This is a genomic window from Bacillus cereus group sp. MYBK14-1 (assembly GCF_051916885.1).
Lineage (GTDB): Bacteria > Bacillota > Bacilli > Bacillales > Bacillaceae_G > Bacillus_A > Bacillus_A cereus.
Map to the genome: position 1 here is coordinate 996378 of NZ_JBQAHM010000001.1, position 21460 is coordinate 1017837.

Consider the following 21460-nt stretch of genomic DNA (forward strand, 5'->3'; position numbering starts at 1 on the left):
TCCTTATCCCTATATTTTCCCATTACATATAACCGTTACTATGAAGGATACAACTAAAATCATCCTATGTAAATAAGAAAAGTCAGAATTTACATACATTTTTATTTTCATAATAAAAAGCCACCTTTTCTAACTTTTAGAAAAGGTGGCTTTTTAACTCTTATCTCATTTTATGTACTTCAGCAACTAGCTTTCCACCCTGAATGCCCATATAAAGCTTCACAGGTGCATCATTCGTATTTTCAAATACTAAATCTAAGTATGGATATGCAATTGTAGCATCTCTTCCTTGTGGAACATAACCTACCGTTTTAGAATGTGTAGTTCTCTCCACCATTTTCAGACCAGCTTGATCTGCTGCATTGTATAAAGTTGAAGATGTTTGACAAACACCACCGCCATATCCATCTACTAATTTACCATCAACTATTTCTTTCCCTAATTGATATCCTTTATCTGGTGTTGTATCACCGATTAATGAATTAAAAGAGAAACGGTCTCCTTTTGCTAACACAACTCCATTTATGCTCGCTGCTGACAAACGAATATTCTCAATACGGCCACCTGTTGAACCACCTAAGTTCGTTTCATATCTACCAATTACCGTACCATTTCCTTGCGCATCACTTAATGTTGCGACTGGTTTTTTCTCCACGATCGGCAACTGATACGTAGCATCCCACATACCAACATTTAACAATTTATCTACTAATTCTTTTTCCATTAATTCATAAGAAGGTTTTCCTTCTTGCCAACTTCCATCAGGTGCTATACGTGAAGGAACCATTTTTTTGTCGACGCTTTTTCCAACCTCACCAACAACCTTTGTTACAGACTTTTTAAATTTCGCTTCATCTTCAAAATAGCCTAAACTAGATAAATCTAATTTTTTCACTTCAGTACCAGTTCGACCATCAACTAAACTAATAGTATCCTGCACTTCTGCTTTAGCCTCTACAGTATGCCCACCAATATCACTTACCAATGCAACATCACTTACTTTTGCACCACAGCCACTCATTATAGCTACACATAACACCCCAACCAATATACCCTTTACTTTACGGAACAATATACTCTCTCCCTTTCCCCAACATCACTATTATGTATTTATTTCATTTTCATGTATGTTTTGTTACAATCATTTTACAATATGTTTATAAAATGTTACAAGTTATTTTTCACTCTATATAAATTACTCTTTTCTTTTATAAATGTCTATACATATTTACATAAAAGTTTGAGTTTGATAGAATTGTAACTTTTATGTAAACTCTCTCTTTTATCCAGTATATACCATTAAGCAAAAGAAATACAAATCAAAAACCCTCAAGCTATTTTTTATAAAGTGAAACTGTAATCAGTGGGGGTTTTACGGGCATCCCGACCTTCTTTGTTTCTGCTGAATTTTGACATGGGGGTCTTATTGCCCAGCAAATAGCGGGATAAAGAGAAATCCCGTCAACATAAATAGGTATTTGCCGTGCCACCACTCCGCTTTTGCACATACATTATGGTGAATTCAACCTATTTTAAAGAAATGGAGGATGTTATTATGTATCCCTACAATCCATATGATCCATATAATCAATATGCGTACCAACAACCACAGTATGACTTACAAACACAATATCAATCTTATATAGATCAAGCAGAGCACACGAATCCATATGACCAAAATAGACAATTCCAACTTCCAATCTCTTTTCCTGGCACTGGAAATCGTCAATTAGAAAGACGCGTAAATGAGCTTGAACAAAGAGTTCGTCAACTAGAAAATACAGTTGAGCGCCATACACGTAGACTAAACCGCTTAAACCAACGTTTACGCACAGTAGAAAACAGACTAAACATTCCATTCGCAGCATTAGAAGACGGATTTTAATCGAGAAAATAAAGATTATATAAAGGAAGGGGCTTCCCCTTCCTTATATAAATTGACGAAAGTTTTTTCCATCTCTATACTGATAAGAGTTAATGAAATGAAGCAAGGTGATAAATATGGATTTTGAAATAAATTATCTTTCCTTTTATGTTGTACAAGTAGAAGGAAAAGGTGAAGCAGTTGATAAACGCTACAAACATTTTCAAACTTTAGACGCTGAAGAATATGAAGATAGTTCCTTAAAAGAATTTTTGAATGGTGAGTTATTAAAAATATCGAAGCGAAAAGTAGAACGTCATGCAAAAACAGAACAAGCCCCAACAAAAATTGGTCGCTTTATTGTAGAAGAAGGGCACGAACTTGATTCAAACCCTCATTACAACCTTTTTAATCGTATTCGCTTTGCAGAAACAAAAGAAAACTTTAAAGATATGAGCGAACCTCTCGTTTATACATATCTTGACACAAGCGCTGTACGTGGTGGTGTATTTTTAATTGCTCAGGCAAAACTACGCAAATACTTTGATGATCCATTCGTATTCGTAATGAAATGCGACTTTGAACCAAAGGTTGCTTCTATTTCTGATGAATCAACACTGATTCGTAACGTTGAAATGGCCATCACAACAAAGAATATGAAATCTATCCAATATCCGTACATGCCTGAAGAAGGTATGGTTGAAGTAGGCGAACTAAAAATACACCAAGCATCACATGCCCGCTACTTTGAAGACTTCTTAAAATTCGTCGAATACGAACGCTCTATGCCTGAAATTATGAAAACACAAGTAATGGACATGGTATACGACCAAATTGAAGATGTATTTGAAGAAGGTACGGAAGAACGCGAACAATTCGACCAAGCGATGGAAGTATGGGCTGCCAGTCCGAAACGCGAAATTATGGAACAATTTTCAACCGAAGAAGTAATGGAAGCAACCGCTCAAATCGTCGAGCATGCTCCTGAAGTCGAATTAAAACTAAAAGCAGATCATATCTCTGTGAAGGCCCTGCTTGCTGATTTCGGGGATCAAATACATATTGCGAAGGTAAATGATCGATATGTACTTATGATTGAAGCAGACACACTTACATTTGAAAAAGGCTTCTCTCCTATTGAGTTTCTGAAGCCAGATGAGCTGCAAGATGTGATTGAGCGGATTGAGAATAAGCAGCAGTATTCGTTTGATCCGAGCGGTATTGAATAAAGTGAAACTTTAATCAGTGGGGTTTTGTTCATCCCCACTAATTATTAACCCTCACCAATCGGGCTTTTACGGGATAAATACTTCCATATAACTGTTGTTACTGGGCGCTTATAATAAGCGCTCTTTTGTTTATATTAAAAACCGATTCTACTAAGAATCGATTTTTCTGCTTTATAATAAAACATGTTTATTTTCAAATTTTTTTGATGCAAGATGACATTTGTTGCAGAATCAAATACATCCCTTCCTTGTTATACAAGCTTATTTCCATTAGAAATATCTACTTCAATATTTCTATTTGACCAAGTCCTTCTATAAGTTGTTAAGATGCAAATTTCACTTTACTACCTCAAATTTATTGTACTCGTAAAAAGATAATTGAAAACGATATTCCGGATGTTCTCTCACCCAATCGTAGGCTCCTTCTAAAATTTCCATTTTGTTTTGCAAGTCATTAAGTTCACTACATTCGTCCCTTTTCTGTTTGCACAGAGGGCAGAATCCATTCACTATTTCCGCACTCGTCGCCCTAATAGTTTTACTTTCTAAATCAACTACTAGACGAAGAATAACAGAATGCTCTTCTTTTGTAGTCACCTTCATTTCAGCAATCCGATCCTCATTCCAAAAGACACCGTTTAATTCCATCTTTACTGTGACATCTTTAATATCCAAGTCTACCACTATCACACCTCCCTTGTACAAAGCTCAATCTTACTCTTCTATTTTAAACTTTAATACACCACAACTTAAAGAGATATTAAGTTTTTTCCAATTCTTCTTTACTATGAAAGAAAGTGTAGTTAATGCTAATTGTGTGGTAAATATTATCCCAAAAACTAAAACAGTTAAAATGTTAAAGATTGTTTCCATTAAACTACACTCTTTTCTTTATATATATATATATTATTAATACGGTTTAAAGCTCTTATTACGTCTTAACACTCCCAAAGCAATTATAATGCACAATCACAACAACAAGTTGATGCCTATTTAATATCAATACGCTGTTATTACATGTATGTAGTTAGAGGTGGAGGAGAAATTCATTTAACCTCTGTATTCTCCTCCATCTCAGCCAAATACCTAATCTGCCGTTCCGCTTTTCTCACTGCTGTACGAAAATGTTTTTTCAGGAGTTCTACTGTATTTTCACTTATATAATATCTTTCCGTTATACTTTCCCACGTGTCACTACTTTCAAATGTACTCCATTCAAAAGGGCGTTCTGTATTTTTCTTTAGTTCTTTAAATACCCATTTTCGCATCTTTTTTTTCGCTTTTTCTGTTAGTTTTCCGTTTTTTACAAGTTCAAGTTCACCATGTCTTTTGTATCGCTTATTAATATCTCTCTCGCTATATACTTTAAGAAGTATATTTGCTGTATTTTCAGCATCTGCTAAAGCACGGTGCTGTTTTCCTTCCCACGTTAAAGCGAGCTGTTCTACCGCAAAGTGTAAACTTGGCGTATGTTCAAACAATTCCTCATATGCTTGGAAAACAAATTTTTGCAAATCAATTCTATTTTCTTTTTCTATACTTGGGCATTCAACACCATATAATGTACAATCATGAGATAGAAAGCGATAATCTTCTTTTCCCCATGAAACAAATATAGAACCTTCGCCGATGAACTGAATAAATTTCTCTATAATTTGAGGGAATTTTTCTACACCCATTAAATCTTTTTTCGTAATACCGGTTAATTTTGTTGTATGACGAGTTAATCGTGCACTTGGTTTTACTAACTCCGAAAATTCTTCAATTATCTTCATTGTACCTATTTCTATTTTTACAGCTCCGATATCAACTATTTCTGATGGATCTTCTGATTTATACGGTCTGAAATTCCTTTCAATATCAAACACAATGAAATGTGTAGCGTTTTTCAATTTATTTACCTCTTTCTAAATTCCTTTTCACACAAACACTTTATTTTCAGTATTTATTTATTCATGTACTTTATACAAAAATACTCCGAATAAATAAATGAAAATTCAGTCTTGTTATGATATGTAAGTAGGAGGACATCTATAAAAATGCAAAAAAAAGAAGGGCGAGCCCTTCTTTTTTCAAAAATTACTTCTTGTTTACGTTAGTAGCTTGAGGTCCACGGTTACCTTGTTCTACTTCGAAAGTAACTTCTTGACCTTCTTCTAAAGTTTTGAAGCCTTCGCCTTGGATAGCTGAGAAATGAACGAATACGTCTTCTCCGCCTTCAACTTCGATGAAACCGAAACCTTTTTCTGAGTTAAACCATTTTACTTTACCGTTTTGCATGAAAAAAATCCTCCTACAATGTACCTATATGTACATATTCATTTTCAACCACCTTACAATAATAAGCCAGATATTAAAAAACTGCAACCCCTGAGGAGATTTAACATTGCTATCCTCCTCGGAAGTTACAGCTCATTTAAATCTCTATATTATTAAAAGTAAAATGGTTTAAATATACTATATCATATCAATATAATAAAAGTAAAGTTTTTTTCTTAAATTATTTTTTGTTCCCACTGCATTGCTTTTAATTCACCTGATCCGGCTACTACATAACCATCTTTTTGATTAACAATGCGCCATCCGTGCCCTTTAACTGAATCACATACTGTAACAATACCTTCTTCAAGAAGCACACGGCACACACTACTAATCCCCGCCTTATTTTGCGTTGAAGTTGTATATAAAACATGTTGATCTACACTTAAGTCTAAATAACTACTTGCTTTCTGCTCACTTTGACATGTATGCCAATATATTTTTTCACTTGCAATACTTTCATCTATTTTACAATAAGAAATATTTCCGCTAACTCCCTTGCACGATCCACTTGCCGCTACTAAATAAGAATTGTGTAAAGTCAACGCGGAGATCATTTGATTCATCGCAATTTTAATCCTCTTTAATTTACGTGTCTTCAAATCAAAGAGCCAAACACCACCATATTTAGCATGTATTTTCGTACCAATAAATAAGTAATGTTTATATAAAAATAATGATCGAATAGACGGTGCCGCACTGCCATACTCAAGAAACGGATGAATAGTTTCCCATGTCAAACCGAAATTATTAGAAAGATACAGCGTTTTTTCTCCATGAGCAACAACAGTTCCTTGTACATTGCTACATACATTCCAACTCGTTGCTTTTGTTGGAAAACGCTGAATTGTCCAGTTCTCTCCACCATTCATACTGCGAATAAAAATCCCTTCGTCACCTACACCATAAACTACATTATCTTCGCTATGTAAATCCCTAATTCGTTTTTGAAAACCATTTAAAATTCGTTTCCATTCTCCGTCTTGTTCAACAAATAAGCCATTATATGTAGTAGCTAACAACAGTTTTCCATCTCTTAACTTTGTAATAGCAGTTGCACTTAACATTGTCTCCACGTTGACACTCCCATTCTTAGAACTTCTCAGCAAATGCAATTGCAAAATTACTGCATTTTTCAACATCCTCTTCATCTTCTGGAGCTAATTCAATTTTCAGCCCTTCTTGTACAAGCTCTGCACCGCGTTCCACAAGACGTTCTTCAAATATCGTTACCGCTTCACAAAACAGTTCATACGCCGTATCACCCGATCCGAATACCGCTACCTTTTTCCCAGCTAAATCTATATTTTCTAAGTCATCATGAAAATCTTCCGCTTCAAATGGTAATTCACCATCGCCCCACGTATAAGATCCTAAAATGATTCCATCATAAGCTAATAATTCTTCAGCGTCCATGCCTTCCATTTCTTGCAATACTACTTCATGATCAAAAGCATCTAAACTAACTTTAATTAAATCAGCAATACTCTCTGTATTTCCTGACATACTTGCATAAGCTATTAAAATTTTTGCCACTTTGGCATCCCCCTCTAACAATAATTGATTCTCATTCTCATTATATTAATAATGAGAATCAATTTCAATTGATTTTTTCTACTTTTATTTACATTTCACATTACTTATTTCAAATAAGGTGAAACTTTAATCAGTGAGGGTATTCATCCCCCACCTAACTTCTTTGTTTCCGCTGAATTTTGAGGCGGGGGGGGCTTACTGCCCGGCAAATAGCGGGATAAAGTGAAAGTTTAATGAGTCCTCACCAATCAGGCTTTTTCAGACAACCCACAAAGAGCGGAATAAATAAAAAAGCACAGATGACTATACAATCATCTGTGCTTTTTTATTATTTTTTAAAAATACCAAAAGGGTTTCCTACTGGTAAAACAACTTTTCCGAAGTGTGTATTTAACACTGCTGCTGCTGAACCGTAGAAAGATAATAATGAAATAAGAAGTTCAGAATATGCTGCTAAATTATGCATTGCATGCGGCATAACACCTAAAGTACTTAATGAAAGACCGATAAATAAGAAATCAATAAGGACGAAAATCATAAATAATACTTTATGTGTTTCCATTGCACCAATTGTCATAAAGATTGTGAAAATCAAATATCCGATAAAGGCTACACCAAGCTGTTTTGAATCTGCAGCTTGTGCTAATTTTTCGCCAAATACTCCAAGTTGAATTAACCAAGTCATTCCAACACCTAGCCAAAATAGACCGTACGCACCGAATGCTGTTGTACCGAATGTATTGTTATGCTTTGCATCATGAATGCAAGCAAAGATTTGTGCAAATCCTCCTAAAAAGATTGCCCACGGTAATACAAGTGAAACGCCATCTGTTAAGCCTAACTTTTGAGATGATGCTACAAGTGTTACCATCGCTAATCCAAATAGACCAATTCCAGATGGATCCGCTGTTGTCATTTTCACATGATGTGTAGTAGTTTGATTGCTCATATAAACCTCCTGATTATAAACATACTCGAATACAATACTTAAATCAGAAGACTATGTCAATGGTTTTTTTTGTATGTTGTCAGACGTTATATTTTATAATGATTAAATATATTTCTGACCACTTCATAAGGTTTTATATTCACTTTTTCCAACTCGTTTATCGGTAGCCATAACGGAATATAATTTCCCCTACCTTCCAGCTGAAATTCCTCAGCTGTTCCGCTTCCGAACACTCCGCCTGTAATATAGGCAGCATAATAATATTCATTTCCTTTATATTTTACCTTTGCAATAAGGTGCTCCACTTGTATATGTACCCCTAATTCTTCGTATACCTCTCTTTTCGTTGCCTCTTCAGGCGTTTCACCTTCCTCAATCCCTCCGCCAGGAAAAACATAATATCTTTCCTCTTCTCGAATACGTTTTATAAGAGCGATTTTTCCTTCCTGTACAATGATAGCGGCTCCGCGATTTCTTATCATTTTATTACCTCAATACGAATCGCAACTGTTCCCCACTCTTTTTCTTGTTCTTTCGTATATATTTTGTATGTACTTTCTAACATTTCCTCTAAACTATCATTTTCACAATCCAATAATTTTTTATCGATTTGTTCATATATAGCTTTAAAGCTCTCGTATCGCTTTATTTCCGTTACTTTTACCGTCATCATTTCTGTTGTCTTAAGATTCGTAAATACGATTTCATCGTCTTTGTTTATTAGTTGACGTTTTTTATCGTATAGGCGTACTTCATATACTTTTTCCCCTGATTGAATTGACTGAAACGGTTTATTATATAAACCCATTTCGTATCGCATACATCCCACTCCCTTTTGTTCATTTCACCTATTAATACAGTTCACATTACTACATCTTGCATATAATATTCCATACGTATCACTTAATTGAGAAAGGAGGCTGAAGAAGCATGTTATATTTAAATCAAAAACCTGAATATAATAAATATGATATTGGTGATTATACTTATAGTAAAGTAGGGCCAACCATTTTTTCTTGGAACGATGAAACAAAATTGAAAATAGGTAAGTTTTGTTCATTAGCAGAAGAAGTCGTTTTCATACTTGGCGGTGAACATCGCGCAGACTGGATAACGACTTATCCATTTAATGCACTTTTTGATGAAGGAGCACATATTACTGGTCACCCTTCTTCAAAAGGTGATATCGTAGTTGGCAATGATGTATGGATTGGTTATCAATCCTGCATTTTATCTGGTGTTACAATTGGTAACGGTGCCATTATTGGTGCAAAAAGTGTTGTTACAAAAGACGTCCCTCCATATGCAATTGTGGCTGGTAATCCAGCAAAATTTATTCGATATCGTTTCCCGCAAGAAACAATTGACAAACTAGAGAATCTTGCATGGTGGGACTGGGACATTTCTGTTATAAAAGGAGCTATTCCATTACTACTTTCCGACAAAATCGACGAATTTTTCACCTCGCCCGAAAAAGAATCTACATGATTAATGAAGAAAGAGCATCCTTCTCTTACAGGATGCTCTTTCTTCATTTATTTTTTCTTTATTTGCAAATGATCACACGGAGAACATTGAAAAGGAATTTTCCCTAAGCAATTAAGATTCGTTTCGCAAATTTGTTCAATCGTTGGAACAAATGGAATGACAACTATGTTACTTTCTACTATTTGTGTAACAGGTGGCAATACTGTGCCTACTTGATGTTCAAAACGAATACTCGCTTGATTTATATAATTTCCTGAACCATTTGGCGCGCTCTGTACTGCTACTTGGAACGAAACTGTCCTTGCTTCACCAGGATTTAAACTTCCGATAAGAAACCCTACTGCCGGGCTTACATTCGGCACTGGCGTATTATCAACCGTTACACTTCCAGGAACAAATCGAACACTACTATCTAACATATCTTGAAAACGAATATTTTGCATTACAGTATCACCCGTATTTGTGATGACTGTCGTAAACGTAATGACATCTCCAATTGTTGCTACCTGTAAATCTGCCGTTTTTACGACTGTCGTTGAGACATTTTGAGGAATAAACGGGATAACAACTGTATTACTATCACCTTCAACTACTACTGGCGGCTCATTCGGATTTACAGTTGCAAGCCCATTCGCTGTAGCAGTATTTGTAACTAAATTATTTACTTGCCCTCCTATTATTACAACTTGGAAATTAATAATTGCTGCATCATTTGGCTGAAAATCACCTAACGGAATACCAGTATTCGGATTAGCAAATGGAAGAGGTACATCATTTACCGTTACCGTACCATTTATAAATAGCGTATTCGGATCAATGATATCTGTTAACACAATATTGGTCACAGGAACTGTACTATCATTTATAACAGCGATTCCGTAAGTGACAACATCCCCTATCATTGCTACTTCAAAGTTTGCTCCTTTTGCAACAAATAAGATTGCAGTATTTACCGTCACTATAACTGTATTGCTTGTATCCATCACTGTAACTGGCGGCTCCCCTGGTACTAAAATATATTCTGCTAACGCCCCAGCAACGTTCACTACTGTACCACCATCCGGAAAACTTGTAATCGTAGCTTCATATGTTACAAGTGCCGTCTCACCAACTGGTATATCAGGTATCGTAAATCCAATCTGCGGATTTACCCCCGGTTGCGGAACCCCATTTATCGTTACACTATTTGGAACGAAATCAGCTTCCTGAGATAGCACATCGATAAATTGAACATTCATTGCATCAGCAGTACCAGTATTTAATATACGAACAGTATACGTTACCGTTTCTCCTACACCAACAACTGAATGGTCTACTTCTTTTAGCATATCTAAGCTACCTCTATTTACCGGCGTAACCGTCGTATTACTTGAATTTGTAATTGTAGACGGAGGTTCTCCTGGAATCAATTCGAAATCACCCGTTACTCTTGCTGTATTCATAATGCTACTAGAAGGCGGAACTGCGATTACATTTACTTCAAATGTAATTAATACACTATCCCCTACTGCAAGATCAGGCAATGCAAAGCCTACAAATGGATCTAAACCTACTTGCGGAATCCCATTTATTTGTACACTTCCAGGAACGAATTCTAAACTAGGTGATGGAACATCGATAAACTGAACATTCGTTGCTGTTACCGTTCCCGTATTTGTAACTTGCACACTATACGTTAACGTATCTCCTAATCGTGTCGCTTCTTTATTTACAGATTTTATAACGCTGAATCGTCCTCTATTCACTCTAGTTATCGTCGTATTACTCGGCTCTGTTACTACAACTGGTGGTTCTCCTGGCACTAAAGTAAAGCTTCCTGTTATATTTGCAACGTTCGTAATTGTTCCTGATGACGGGATGTTTGTAACTGTCGCTTGAAACGTCACTATAACTGTTTCACCAACTGGGATATCTCCAACTCCAAATCCAGTAATCGGATTTAAGTTTGGTTGCGAGGCTCCATTTATCGTTACACTATTTGGTACAAATGACGCCCCTGCTGAAATGGTATCAACAAACTGAACAGCATTAGCTGTTACTGTTCCAGTATTTGTTATTTGAACCGTATACGTTAATATATCTCCAACGAGAGTAGCAACCCTATTTACTTGTTTAATAACATTAAATTGCCCTCTATTTACAGTTGTAAGTGTTGTATTGCTCGGCTCTGTTACTATAACTGGTGGTTCTCCTGGTACTAATACAAAACTTCCAGTTACATTTGCCGTATTGGCAATTGTTCCGTTTGATGGCGCACTAACAACGGTTACTTGGAAGATGACTTCTACACTTTCACCTGGGTTTATATCTGGAAGCGGGAATCCATTATTCGGATTGAATCCAGGTTGTAACACACCGTCTATCGTTACAGTGTTCGGCACGAATGCTATAGAGGAAGGTAATACATCACTATATTGAACATTCGTTGCTGGCACTGTTCCTGTATTTTGAACTACTGTTGTATATGTGATTGTATCGCCTACTGCAACAACCGGCTGACTCACTGATTTTAAAACATTCAAACCAGGCTTATTGATTTCTGTTAATGTCGTATTACTTGTCGTTGTTTCCGTAATAGGCGGTTCTGTTTCACTTACAGCAAATGTAGCTGTAACGTCTACAAAATTAACAATCGTTCCACCTTCTGGTATGCTTGTAACCACTTCCTGATATGTGACAAGTACAAAATCATCGACAGGTATATCTGGAACTGTAAAACCAATGAAAGGATCTAATCCTGGTGCTGGTACCCCGTTTATGCTCACACTTCCTGGTACAAATGCTACACCCGCGGAAGTAGTATCGATAAATTGAACATTCGTCGCTGGCACTGTTCCGAAATTAAAAATCAATACATCATACGTTAATATTTCTCCTACCGTCGCTACTTCTTTATCTACTAGTTTCAATGGAAAAATAAAGGCTATATTAATTGTCGTAACGACTAAATTTGTTAATATCGTTTCCGTAATCGGTGGTTCCTGCGGATTTGGTTGTGAAGTAAATGTAACATCTGCATCATTTAATATGACTTCATTATCTGGAATTTCTGTAATCGTCACTTGGAATGTGGCCTCAATACTTCCACCAGCGATTAATAATGGAGTAACTGTAAATCCTATTTCTGGATTTAAACCAAGTTGCTGCACTCCACCTATCGTTACACTATTGTCAACAAACGTCGTTCCTTCTGGTATGACATCTTGGAAGAACACATCTGTAACAGGGATAATTCCTACGTTTGAAATGAGCACAGTATACGTTAATACATCCCCAACGGCCCCAGTTGCAACATCAACTGTTTTTGTTGCAGTTACTTCACCAGGAGGAGGTAACGGTATTGTAACTACCGTTGTATTACTTGAATTCGTTGTTGTTACAGGTGGCTGTAAAGGATTTAATAAGAAAGTGGCTGTAGCAGATGCTGTATTTAATACCGCTCCACGTGTAGACGGTGCAACTACCGTAACTTGGAACGTTACTGTCAATGATGTTCCAGCTGCAATATTAGGAAGCGGGAAACCAACATTTGGGTCAAATCCAGGTTGTGGCGTTCCATTTATCGTTACACTATTTGCTACAAAAGTTGTTTCTAAAGCAATTGGATCAAGGAAAGAGACATTCGTTGCTGTTACTGTACCGTTATTTCGAATGACAACAGAATACGTGTAAGTTTCTCCAAGTGCTGCTTGTTGTACAGATGAAGATTTTTGTATATTTAACTGTGCTGTGTTTACTTGCGTCACTACAAAATTACTATTTGTAACAGTCGTTATTGGAGGGTTTGCTGGATTTATAAGAAAACTTGCAGTAACGTTCGATTGGTTTCTTATATTTCCACCGCTCGGAACACTCGTCACTGTAACTTGAAACGTAATCGTAGCCGTTTGCCCGACCGGAATATTTGGTACCGGGAAACCTAGCATAGGATCCGCGCCTTGCTGTACGACTCCATTTATCGTCACACTATTTGCTACAAAGGCAGTACCAGACGGAATTGGATCTTGAAAAACAATATTCGTTGCAGGAACAGTTCCTGTATTTTGAATAAGAATCGTATACGTTAACGTATCTCCTACACCGGCTTGTAGTGTATTTACACTCTTCATTACATTAAGTGATCCTACATTCACTCGCGTCACAACAATATTACTAATCGTTACAATTGTAATTGGTGGCTGGAGAGGACTTACTTGGAAATCAGCAGTGACATTCGCATTATTCGGAAGAACTCTATTTGGTGGTACACTCGTGATTGTCACTTGAAAAGTGACCGTCACCATTCCTCCTACTGGAATATTAGCAAGTGGAAATCCAGTTGTCGGGTTTAAACCTGGTTGAGGTGTCCCGTTTATTGTTACACTATTCGCTACAAAAGTGGTTCCAACTGGAATCGGATCAAGGAATGATACATTTGTCGCTGTCACCGTTCCACTATTTTGTATACGAACTGTATACGTTAACGTATCTCCTACACCGGCTTCAGTAGCACTTACACTTTTCATTACATTTAACCCTGAAGAATTCACGATCGTCATAACAGTATTACTTGGTACTGTTACAGTAATCGGCGGCTCTGTTGGATTTACAAGGAAATCTCCAGTTACATTCGCATTATTTACAACATTATTTCCTTGGGGAATTTCATCAATTAATACTTCAAATGTAACAATAACACTGGCGCCAGTAGGCAAATTATTTAATGGGAATCCAAGTTCTGGATCTGCCCCTTCTTGTAAAACACCATTCACAACTACACTATTTTCAATAAATAATGTCCCTTGGGGAATTGAATCTTGGAAAAATACATTCGTAGCTGGTACACTACCTGCATTTATGACTTCTATTGTATATACTAAAATATCCCCTACTGTTGCAACATCCGTATTGACTGCTTTCACAACTTCAAAGTTTCCTGATTGTACTGTCGTATTCACAACATTACTCGGTACATTGATTGTTACTGGTGGTTCATTCGGATTCACTTGAAAGCTTGCTGTTACATTTGCTTGATTTAAAATATCTTCATTTTCTGGATTCTGTACAATTACTACGTCAAATGTGACTACAACCGTTTGAGCCGCAGGAATATTCGGAAGAGAGAATCCTGTATTCGGATTTAGTCCACTTTGCTGTACTCCATTAATTGTTACAGAATTTGCAACAAATGAAACAGCGGAAGAAATAGCGTCTTGGAAAAATACATTTGTTAACGGAACGTTTCCTGTATTTTGAACGGCAATTGTGTATGTTAAAGTGTCTCCTACTGCCGCTTGCGTTGTATTCACTTCTTTTATTACATTTAAACCGCCTGTATTAACTTGTGTCACAACTGTATTCGTTTGTCTATTAATCGTTATTGGTGGCTGATTTGGAATAACGACGAAATTAGCAGTTACATTTCCGCGATTCGCAATTGTGCCTCCTGATGGCGTTGATGTCACTCGTACTTGAAAAGTCACTGTCCTACTTCCGCCGGGAGATATATTTGCTACTGTAAACCCAGTCGCTGGATTTACCCCAGGTTGTGAAACCCCATCCACAGTCACACTATTTGCTATAAATGTCGTTCCAATTGGTATTGGATCTTGAAAAATAACGTTCGTTGCAAGTACATTTCCTGTATTTTGAATTGTTACCGTGTACGTAAGAACATCGTTAACCGTTGCAAAAGCTCTATCCACTGTTTTTCTCGTTGTTATATCAGCTATATTAATTGTCGTAACTACAGTATTACTTGTCGCTTGCCCTGAAACTGGTTGTTGACCAGGCACTGGAGTAAAGGTAAATGTTGCACTTGCACGGTTTGGAATTGGATTGACAAGAGGGTTCGATGTTACTCGAACTTGAAAGCGCACTACAGTCGTTTGCGAAGCATTAATACTTCCTAGATTAATACTACTTGCTGGATTCGCTCCTGGACGCGCTACTCCATTTACCGTAACGCTATTTGCGACAAATGTTGTTCCAGCAGGGATACTATCAACAAAAATAACATTGCTCGCAGTGACATTTCCATTATTTGTGATATTAACTGTGTACGTTAATACATCATTAAGCGTTGCCGTCTGTAAATCTACAGATTTCTGCATACTTATAGTTGCTTGATTCACTGTCGTTTGTACTGTGTTTGAAGAAGACGTACTTGTAATAGGAGGACTACCAACGAAAGGACGAAATTGATATGACACCATTGCACGATTTAAAATAGGATTGGGATTCGGGAATGATATTATTCGAACTTGAAATGTAACAATTCTTTGCGTGTTATTTGGGATTGTACCTAAATTAATTCCATTAGAAGGGTTTGCATTCGGCTGTGTTACTCCCCCTACCGTAACACTACCTGCAACAAACGTCGTTCCGTTCGGAATACTATCACGTAATACAACGTTTTCTGCACTTCCTGTTCCTGTATTTGGGACCGTAATCGTATAAGTGAGGGTATCCCCTACCCCTGCGACTGTTCTATTAACTGATTTAACAGGATTAATAATTGGACCTGTTGCATCAATTTGAACACCAAAACCAGCTGCTGCGTATCCATCTCCATTTGTAACAAATCGAACCGTTGCTGATGTTTGACTGTTTACTAAAGATGAGGAGGCATCTACATTCGTAATATCCCACCCTTGTCTTCGGACGGCCAAAGCTACCCCTAACGGCTGATTCAAATCTCCAAACGTGCCGCTCGTATCTAAATTTCCACTATCATTACAAATTTGTGACTGAAAGAAATTATTCGCAGGATTTCTCGGTCCGAATAATGCAACTGTAGCATTTGCATTCGGCCCAAAGCGAAGTTGATCTCCAACAATGTTAGAATCACCTTCTTGAGCAGTTACGAGCACTCTTCCTGTAACAGCTCCTGTTGCCGGCGTAGCAAAACCTGAAATTGTAGCATCAACTGGCGGGGATGAAGCATCGATAATTTCTTGACCTGCATATACTGACAAATTTCGAAGTGGTAAACTTGCATTTTGATACACAACCTCAAGCGTCCATCCAGCTGAACGACTGATTGTCGGGTCGGCTGAAGTTCTTGCAGCTGGCACAGCACCCGTTGTATATGTGCCTGCTCCACCTGCACTAACAAGATTTGTTACATTGGCAGAGCGAGCATAATAAAACTGATTTCCTACTGAACCTTGCTGCGCGGTAGCAGGATCTGGCGTAACAGAAAACGTCCCTGCTGGCGTTGTAAATGTAATGTTATCATTTAAAAATGGTAACACATCTTCCGTATCAGTCCGGAAAGTACCAGCCCAAACTAATTCTGCATATAATACACTGCTTCCCGCTGGAAGATTTAAAATTGCACTTGAAGAATTCAATTGCCATTCATCTGTTGTCCCTGCTGGGAACCCTGGTACTTGCAATGCTGTATTTACTGTCGTAAACACAGCAAGTGTACCAAAAATATTACCTGGTGCAGGTGATGTAGGGCTAAGTCCCAGCGTATTCCCAGTAAACGTGACGGCACCAGGTACTGTTGTCGTAAACCTATTTATAAAAGGCACACAATCATCTCATTTCAATTATAGTAAAAAGTGCTCTATACTATAAAATGTAGACAAACTATACAATGTACGTTGTCCAACAAAATTCCGCACATATGAGAGGGGTTTATAAAACTATGCGCTACGTTATCATAACAGGAACTTCACAAGGTTTAGGTGAGGCAATCGCTACGCAATTATTAGAAAAAAATACAACTGTCATCTCTATTTCTAGAAGAGAAAATCAAGAGCTTACAAAACTTGCAGAGCAATATAACAGCAATTGCATTTTTCATTCCCTAGATCTTCAAGATGTACATAACTTAGAAACTAACTTTAAAGAGATCATTTCATCTATTAAAAAAGACAATGTATCCTCTATTCATTTAATTAATAATGCGGGTACAGTTGCACCTATGAAGCCAATTGAAAAAGCTGAAAGTGAACAATTCATTACGAACGTTCACATTAATTTACTTGCACCTATGATTCTTACATCTACATTTATGAAACATACGAAAGACTGGAAAGTAGATAAACGCGTTATTAACATTTCATCTGGTGCAGGAAAAAACCCTTACTTTGGCTGGGGCGCTTATTGTACAACGAAAGCTGGTGTAAATATGTTTACACAGTGCGTAGCAACTGAAGAAGTGGAAAAAGAATATCCAGTAAAAATCGTCGCTTTTGCACCTGGCGTTGTTGATACAAATATGCAATCACAAATTCGCGAAACAAATAAAGAAGATTTCATAAATTTGGACCGCTTCATTGCATTAAAAGAAGAAGGAAAACTATTATCACCTGAATATGTTGCGAAAGCTATTCGTAACTTACTAGAAACTGAGGACTTCCCTCAAGGCGAGGTTATTAGAATCGATGAATAACAAAAAGGCGTGCTAAAATAGCACGCCTTTTTGTTCTACTTCTCTAAAAATATATGCACAGACTCCGCAATTTGCTCATAACCAATTTCTTGATAAATTTTATTCGATGTCGGATTCGCTAAATCAGTATATAACGTAGTCGTCTTGTACCCTTCATCTAACATACGTTGACTAAGTGCCGCTACACACTTAGATGCGTATCCCTTTTTCCTTGCTTCTTTCGGCGTATATACAAAATTAACTGTTATATTATTTTTAGTTGGTCTCGTTTTTGCAGCTACAGAAACGAGTTTCCCATCCACTTCCAAACCAAACAGTCGATTTGTAGTTATTAATGTATATGCAGTTTGTTTTGCTTCTTCTTTCGTAGTAGGAAGCTTTACATCTTCACAAAATTGATATATCCACTGTTCTATTAATGGTAATTCATCATTATTTACCGCTCGAAAAAGTCCATTCGCATTACACTTCTTCTTTACTCTGTTCAACTCATACACACCTTGCTCCATTGCAACATTCATTTTCTTATTTTCTAATACCGCAATCTCTTCCGCTAATTTCTGTACAATTTTCTTATTACCGATCAATCCAGGAATATCCGGATATACTTTCGTTAACTCTTTTGCAAGTTCCTCAATAGCTACTCCCGAAATTTCAGAAGTTGCAACAATGATTTGTTTCTTCTCTTCTGTTTGCAGAAATACAACCGCAATGTCTTCTCCTTGTTTCGCTATCCCCATAAATATCGGTTCTTGAACCATTTGTAATACACCTAATATGAGATTGTTTTCCTGCTCATTCTTTTCTAGAAATGGTGTAACATCTTCTTTAAAATGAAAAATCTCTTCATATACATGTAATTGAATCATCGACAATCTCTTCTCTCTATTTATATTTTAATTAAGTATTGGCGATTAATTCATTAAATCCCTCTTTTACGATTCAATAATATTCAAAGCTAATGTATTCAAGGCATTTTCAGCTTGTAAAATTCTCTGTTTTTCCTTTTCAAATACATCTTCTTCTTTTCGAAAGGACTCTTTTCGATTTTTAATCATACGCTTCATTTCTTTTTTACTCGGTCCACCGTATACATTTCTTTTTTGAATAAAAGCTTCTGGCGATATAATTTCTTTCCACTCTTTTTCTAATAAATTTATTTTAAAATGTTCTTGCAAATACATATTTACATCTTTGAAGTGTAATTCATGTAGTTCTTTTTTCTGCTCCAATGACATATTTGCAATAGCACTTGCTGCATGATGAGCATGCCGAAATGGAATTTCATAATTTTTCGTTAAAACATCAGCGAAATCCGTTATCGTTATTGCATGTTTATAGGAACGACTTTTTAACGTTTCTTCTTCTACTTTCATCGTTAGGATCACTGCATTCATCATACAAAAAACACGAATCGCCTTTTCAATCCCTTTATATAAATATGGCTGCAAGTCATCTTCCGTATCGACAATATCACCAAATGGTGTATTATGAATCATTTGAAATACTGTAAATGCTTCTCCTAAAGCACTACTCGTAATTGCACGAGCGTGTTCAATTGAAACCGGATTTCGTTTTTGCGGCATAATACTACTAATTTGTACATATGGCTTTGCAACAGTAATACCGTCATATTCTTTCGTTGCTAACAACAAAAAGTCATGAATCCATCTACTCGTATTCGTCATCATTACCATAAGTAGCGAGCTAACTTCTAATAAATAATCCGCTCCGGCAACAGCATCATATGAGTTCTCAATTACAGTTGTAAATCCAAGTAGATGAGCAACTCGTTCTCGTTTAATCGGGAAACTTGTTGTAGAGAGTGCAGCCGCCCCCATTGGAGACTGATTTAAAAGCTGGTACGTTTTTTTCATTCGTTCTAAATCTCTTTGCATCGTATCATAAATTGCTAACGTATAATGACCAAATGTTGTTGGCTGTGCCGGTTGTGTATGTGTATAAGCTGGCATGATCGTTTCCTTATGATCATCAGCAAGTTGCAGTACACTTTCTTGCAATAGCAAATAATGTTCCATTAATCGTAATATATACCGCCTTAAACTCATGCGATACATCGTTACACCCATATCATTTCTACTTCTACCAATATGCATATTACTTACAAAATCGCATTTCGCTTCTTGAGAAATTAAATGTTCGATTAAAAAAAAGAGGTCTTCATGCTGCTCTGTATATACCAATTTATCTTTTGGTATTCGCTCTACTTTTCTAAGTGCGTTTAATATAACTTTAGCTTCTTCTATTTTTATTAAACTTTCTTCAGTCAGCATCGTAATATGTGCTTTATGCACTTGAAACATATCTTTCAATAAGTAATTTCGTTGAAAATCAAATACATGTTGTAATACACAATCCACATATGTTTTTCCAGGGAAATCAGCGCCTTCACTCTTTATAAACTCTTCCTTACTCTGTTTCATCACCTTTTCCCCTCTCACCTAAGTATTACTACCCATCATACCCATTGATAGAAAAAAAGTGCCTGTACATCAAAATAAACTCGGTGCTCTCTGCACCGAGTTTATTTAATAAAAGTCGCATCATACTTATCACTTTGCAACACTTGGAAATGTAAGTTTGCTAAATGTTTCCGTATTTCTGCACTATCGTCTTCATTTAAATTATTCGCCAAAAACACAATCTCCGTACAGTTTCCACGTTTATCCATAGCGTAAACTGCTTTTGTAACCGTCCATGGTGTATAACCATTCTTTTGCCCAGCATGTCTAAATGTTTTACGGTATTTCTTGGCACTCATGTCTGTTTCAACGATATTTGCCCACACTTTTTCTTCAGCTTCTGTCAAGCCACCTTTATGGTTTGCCTTTTGAAGTAATACCATATAATCATTTGCAGAAGCTGCTGGTAATCTATCTGACCAAATTTTGTCGTAACGTTCCTCTAAATAAAGCGGAATTTCCTTCTGTAATAATGGTCCCTTCTTCTTTAAGCGTTCATGAATAATCATCGCATATTCACGATATTGCTCTTGAGACATTTCTTTTAACTTTTTCTCTATTTTATATTTTGGAACATGTAATTCTTTATGCAAATATCCCGGGATATACAAAGATGAAACGATTGGAAATAGTGGTTGATGTGCAGGAAGTGATAAACTTTGTAAATTTCGATTGATGTTATCTAATCCTAACAATTCCATTAAGTATTCAGCATTTGCATTCGAACTAAACTTAACCATTCCTTTTGCCACTTCTTCTAAAGAAACCGCTCCTTCAGTTATCTTGCCCGTTTTCTCCAAATACTTTTGCCATCTATCTTGTGCACCACCATCTGTATTCGGCACATAATAGCGATTCACATCATTAATCGACACGAAACTAGAAGAATCAATTTTCCCTTCAGTAACTTGTTTCGTATATTCAAGCGCCACAATTAATTTCATCGTACTAGCAACTGGCAATACAACATTTGGGTTTACAGAATAAACAACTTTATCATTTCTCTTTACTAGAAGCGCACTATTTTTTTCATCTTTATGTTCTTCAATAAAAGATGCAATATACTGTGCATCATCATTATTTGAACTCCACACTTTTTTCACTAAAAAGTTACCCGATATTAGCAAAACAAAAATACCCACAATTACTGCGCATACTATAGTTTTTTTCAAGTAAAATTCCTCTCCTATTGTGTAACTCTTCTCT

The 21460-nt window shown here is 36.5% G+C and carries 17 protein-coding genes; 4 read left to right on the forward strand and 13 right to left on the reverse strand.

The window, feature by feature from the left end:
- Positions 1 to 160: 160 nt before the first annotated feature.
- Positions 161 to 1072, reverse strand: a complete 912-nt coding sequence (locus tag ACTFR3_RS05100) for a VanW family protein (protein ID WP_000488973.1) — start codon at positions 1070 to 1072, stop codon at positions 161 to 163.
- Positions 1073 to 1555: 483 nt separating this feature from the next.
- Here ACTFR3_RS05100 and ACTFR3_RS05105 point away from each other — a divergent pair, with 483 nt between their 5' ends.
- Complete coding sequence (locus ACTFR3_RS05105; protein WP_000283715.1) at positions 1556 to 1885, forward strand: hypothetical protein; 330 nt, start codon at positions 1556 to 1558, stop codon at positions 1883 to 1885.
- A gap of 116 nt (positions 1886 to 2001) precedes the next feature.
- A complete protein-coding gene (locus ACTFR3_RS05110) occupies positions 2002 to 3093 on the forward strand; it encodes a DUF3900 domain-containing protein (RefSeq protein ID WP_000345046.1) in 1092 nt (363 codons plus the stop codon).
- 336 nt (positions 3094 to 3429) lie between these two features.
- On the opposite strand, the gene ACTFR3_RS05115 is transcribed toward ACTFR3_RS05110, so the two are convergent.
- From ACTFR3_RS05115 to ACTFR3_RS05150, 8 genes are all read right to left on the reverse strand, one after another.
- Positions 3430 to 3777 carry a hypothetical protein gene (locus ACTFR3_RS05115; RefSeq protein ID WP_440044222.1) on the reverse strand — a complete coding sequence of 116 codons (348 nt, stop codon included), beginning with the start codon at positions 3775 to 3777 and terminating at the stop codon, positions 3430 to 3432.
- A 362-nt stretch (positions 3778 to 4139) separates the two neighbouring features.
- A complete protein-coding gene (locus ACTFR3_RS05120) occupies positions 4140 to 4985 on the reverse strand; it encodes an exonuclease (RefSeq protein ID WP_000786414.1) in 846 nt (281 codons plus the stop codon).
- A 187-nt stretch (positions 4986 to 5172) separates the two neighbouring features.
- Positions 5173 to 5373, reverse strand: a complete 201-nt coding sequence (gene cspB / locus ACTFR3_RS05125) for a cold shock-like protein CspB (protein WP_001179150.1) — start codon at positions 5371 to 5373, stop codon at positions 5173 to 5175.
- A 215-nt stretch (positions 5374 to 5588) separates the two neighbouring features.
- The gene (locus tag ACTFR3_RS05130) at positions 5589 to 6488 is read right to left on the reverse strand and encodes a WD40/YVTN/BNR-like repeat-containing protein (protein ID WP_000449496.1); all 900 of its coding nucleotides are present in this window, start codon (positions 6486 to 6488) and stop codon (positions 5589 to 5591) included.
- A 16-nt stretch (positions 6489 to 6504) separates the two neighbouring features.
- Complete coding sequence (locus ACTFR3_RS05135) at positions 6505 to 6948, reverse strand: flavodoxin (protein ID WP_001062752.1); 444 nt, start codon at positions 6946 to 6948, stop codon at positions 6505 to 6507.
- A 328-nt stretch (positions 6949 to 7276) separates the two neighbouring features.
- Complete coding sequence (locus ACTFR3_RS05140) at positions 7277 to 7897, reverse strand: acetate uptake transporter (RefSeq protein WP_440044223.1); 621 nt, start codon at positions 7895 to 7897, stop codon at positions 7277 to 7279.
- Positions 7898 to 7983: 86 nt separating this feature from the next.
- Entirely contained in the window at positions 7984 to 8379 is a 396-nt protein-coding gene (locus tag ACTFR3_RS05145) for an NUDIX hydrolase (protein WP_000620822.1), read from the reverse strand.
- Positions 8376 to 8717 carry an ASCH domain-containing protein gene (locus ACTFR3_RS05150; protein ID WP_001268345.1) on the reverse strand — a complete coding sequence of 114 codons (342 nt, stop codon included), beginning with the start codon at positions 8715 to 8717 and terminating at the stop codon, positions 8376 to 8378. Before ACTFR3_RS05150 ends, ACTFR3_RS05145 begins: the two co-directional genes overlap by 4 nt.
- A 110-nt stretch (positions 8718 to 8827) precedes the next feature.
- Here ACTFR3_RS05150 and ACTFR3_RS05155 point away from each other — a divergent pair, with 110 nt between their 5' ends.
- Complete coding sequence (locus tag ACTFR3_RS05155; protein WP_000966302.1) at positions 8828 to 9385, forward strand: CatB-related O-acetyltransferase; 558 nt, start codon at positions 8828 to 8830, stop codon at positions 9383 to 9385.
- 47 nt (positions 9386 to 9432) lie between these two features.
- Here ACTFR3_RS05155 and ACTFR3_RS05160 read toward each other — a convergent pair whose 3' ends face one another.
- Positions 9433 to 16905, reverse strand: a complete 7473-nt coding sequence (locus ACTFR3_RS05160) for a DUF7507 domain-containing protein (protein ID WP_440044224.1) — start codon at positions 16903 to 16905, stop codon at positions 9433 to 9435.
- Between the two features lie 116 nt (positions 16906 to 17021).
- Here ACTFR3_RS05160 and ACTFR3_RS05165 point away from each other — a divergent pair, with 116 nt between their 5' ends.
- Positions 17022 to 17771 (forward strand): (S)-benzoin forming benzil reductase, encoded by a 750-nt coding sequence (locus ACTFR3_RS05165; protein WP_001271070.1) that lies wholly within the window; start codon positions 17022 to 17024, stop codon positions 17769 to 17771.
- A 35-nt stretch (positions 17772 to 17806) separates the two neighbouring features.
- On the opposite strand, the gene ACTFR3_RS05170 is transcribed toward ACTFR3_RS05165, so the two are convergent.
- The 3 genes from ACTFR3_RS05170 to ACTFR3_RS05180 form a co-directional block, all read right to left on the reverse strand.
- The gene (locus tag ACTFR3_RS05170; protein ID WP_440044225.1) at positions 17807 to 18640 is read right to left on the reverse strand and encodes a GNAT family N-acetyltransferase; all 834 of its coding nucleotides are present in this window, start codon (positions 18638 to 18640) and stop codon (positions 17807 to 17809) included.
- A 66-nt stretch (positions 18641 to 18706) separates the two neighbouring features.
- Positions 18707 to 20215, reverse strand: coding sequence for an argininosuccinate lyase (gene argH, locus ACTFR3_RS05175; RefSeq protein ID WP_025687003.1), 1509 nt, complete (start codon positions 20213 to 20215; stop codon positions 18707 to 18709).
- Between the two features lie 101 nt (positions 20216 to 20316).
- Positions 20317 to 21426, reverse strand: coding sequence for a serine hydrolase (locus ACTFR3_RS05180; RefSeq protein ID WP_000751366.1), 1110 nt, complete (start codon positions 21424 to 21426; stop codon positions 20317 to 20319).
- Positions 21427 to 21460: the final 34 nt, after the last annotated feature.

Bases quoted from the DNA above. Each gene is read 5' to 3' on its own strand.
- ACTFR3_RS05165 (WP_001271070.1), top strand. From the start codon at position 17,022: ATGCGCTACGTTATCATAACAGGAACTTCACAAGGTTTAGGTGAGGCA.
- ACTFR3_RS05150 (WP_001268345.1), bottom strand. From the start codon at position 8,717: ATGCGATACGAAATGGGTTTATATAATAAACCGTTTCAGTCAATTCAA.
- cspB (WP_001179150.1), bottom strand. From the start codon at position 5,373: ATGCAAAACGGTAAAGTAAAATGGTTTAACTCAGAAAAAGGTTTCGGT.
- ACTFR3_RS05170 (WP_440044225.1), bottom strand. From the start codon at position 18,640: ATGATTCAATTACATGTATATGAAGAGATTTTTCATTTTAAAGAAGAT.
- ACTFR3_RS05155 (WP_000966302.1), top strand. From the start codon at position 8,828: ATGTTATATTTAAATCAAAAACCTGAATATAATAAATATGATATTGGT.
- ACTFR3_RS05145 (WP_000620822.1), bottom strand. From the start codon at position 8,379: ATGATAAGAAATCGCGGAGCCGCTATCATTGTACAGGAAGGAAAAATC.
- argH (WP_025687003.1), bottom strand. From the start codon at position 20,215: ATGAAACAGAGTAAGGAAGAGTTTATAAAGAGTGAAGGCGCTGATTTC.
- ACTFR3_RS05140 (WP_440044223.1), bottom strand. From the start codon at position 7,897: ATGAGCAATCAAACTACTACACATCATGTGAAAATGACAACAGCGGAT.
- ACTFR3_RS05105 (WP_000283715.1), top strand. From the start codon at position 1,556: ATGTATCCCTACAATCCATATGATCCATATAATCAATATGCGTACCAA.
- ACTFR3_RS05110 (WP_000345046.1), top strand. From the start codon at position 2,002: ATGGATTTTGAAATAAATTATCTTTCCTTTTATGTTGTACAAGTAGAA.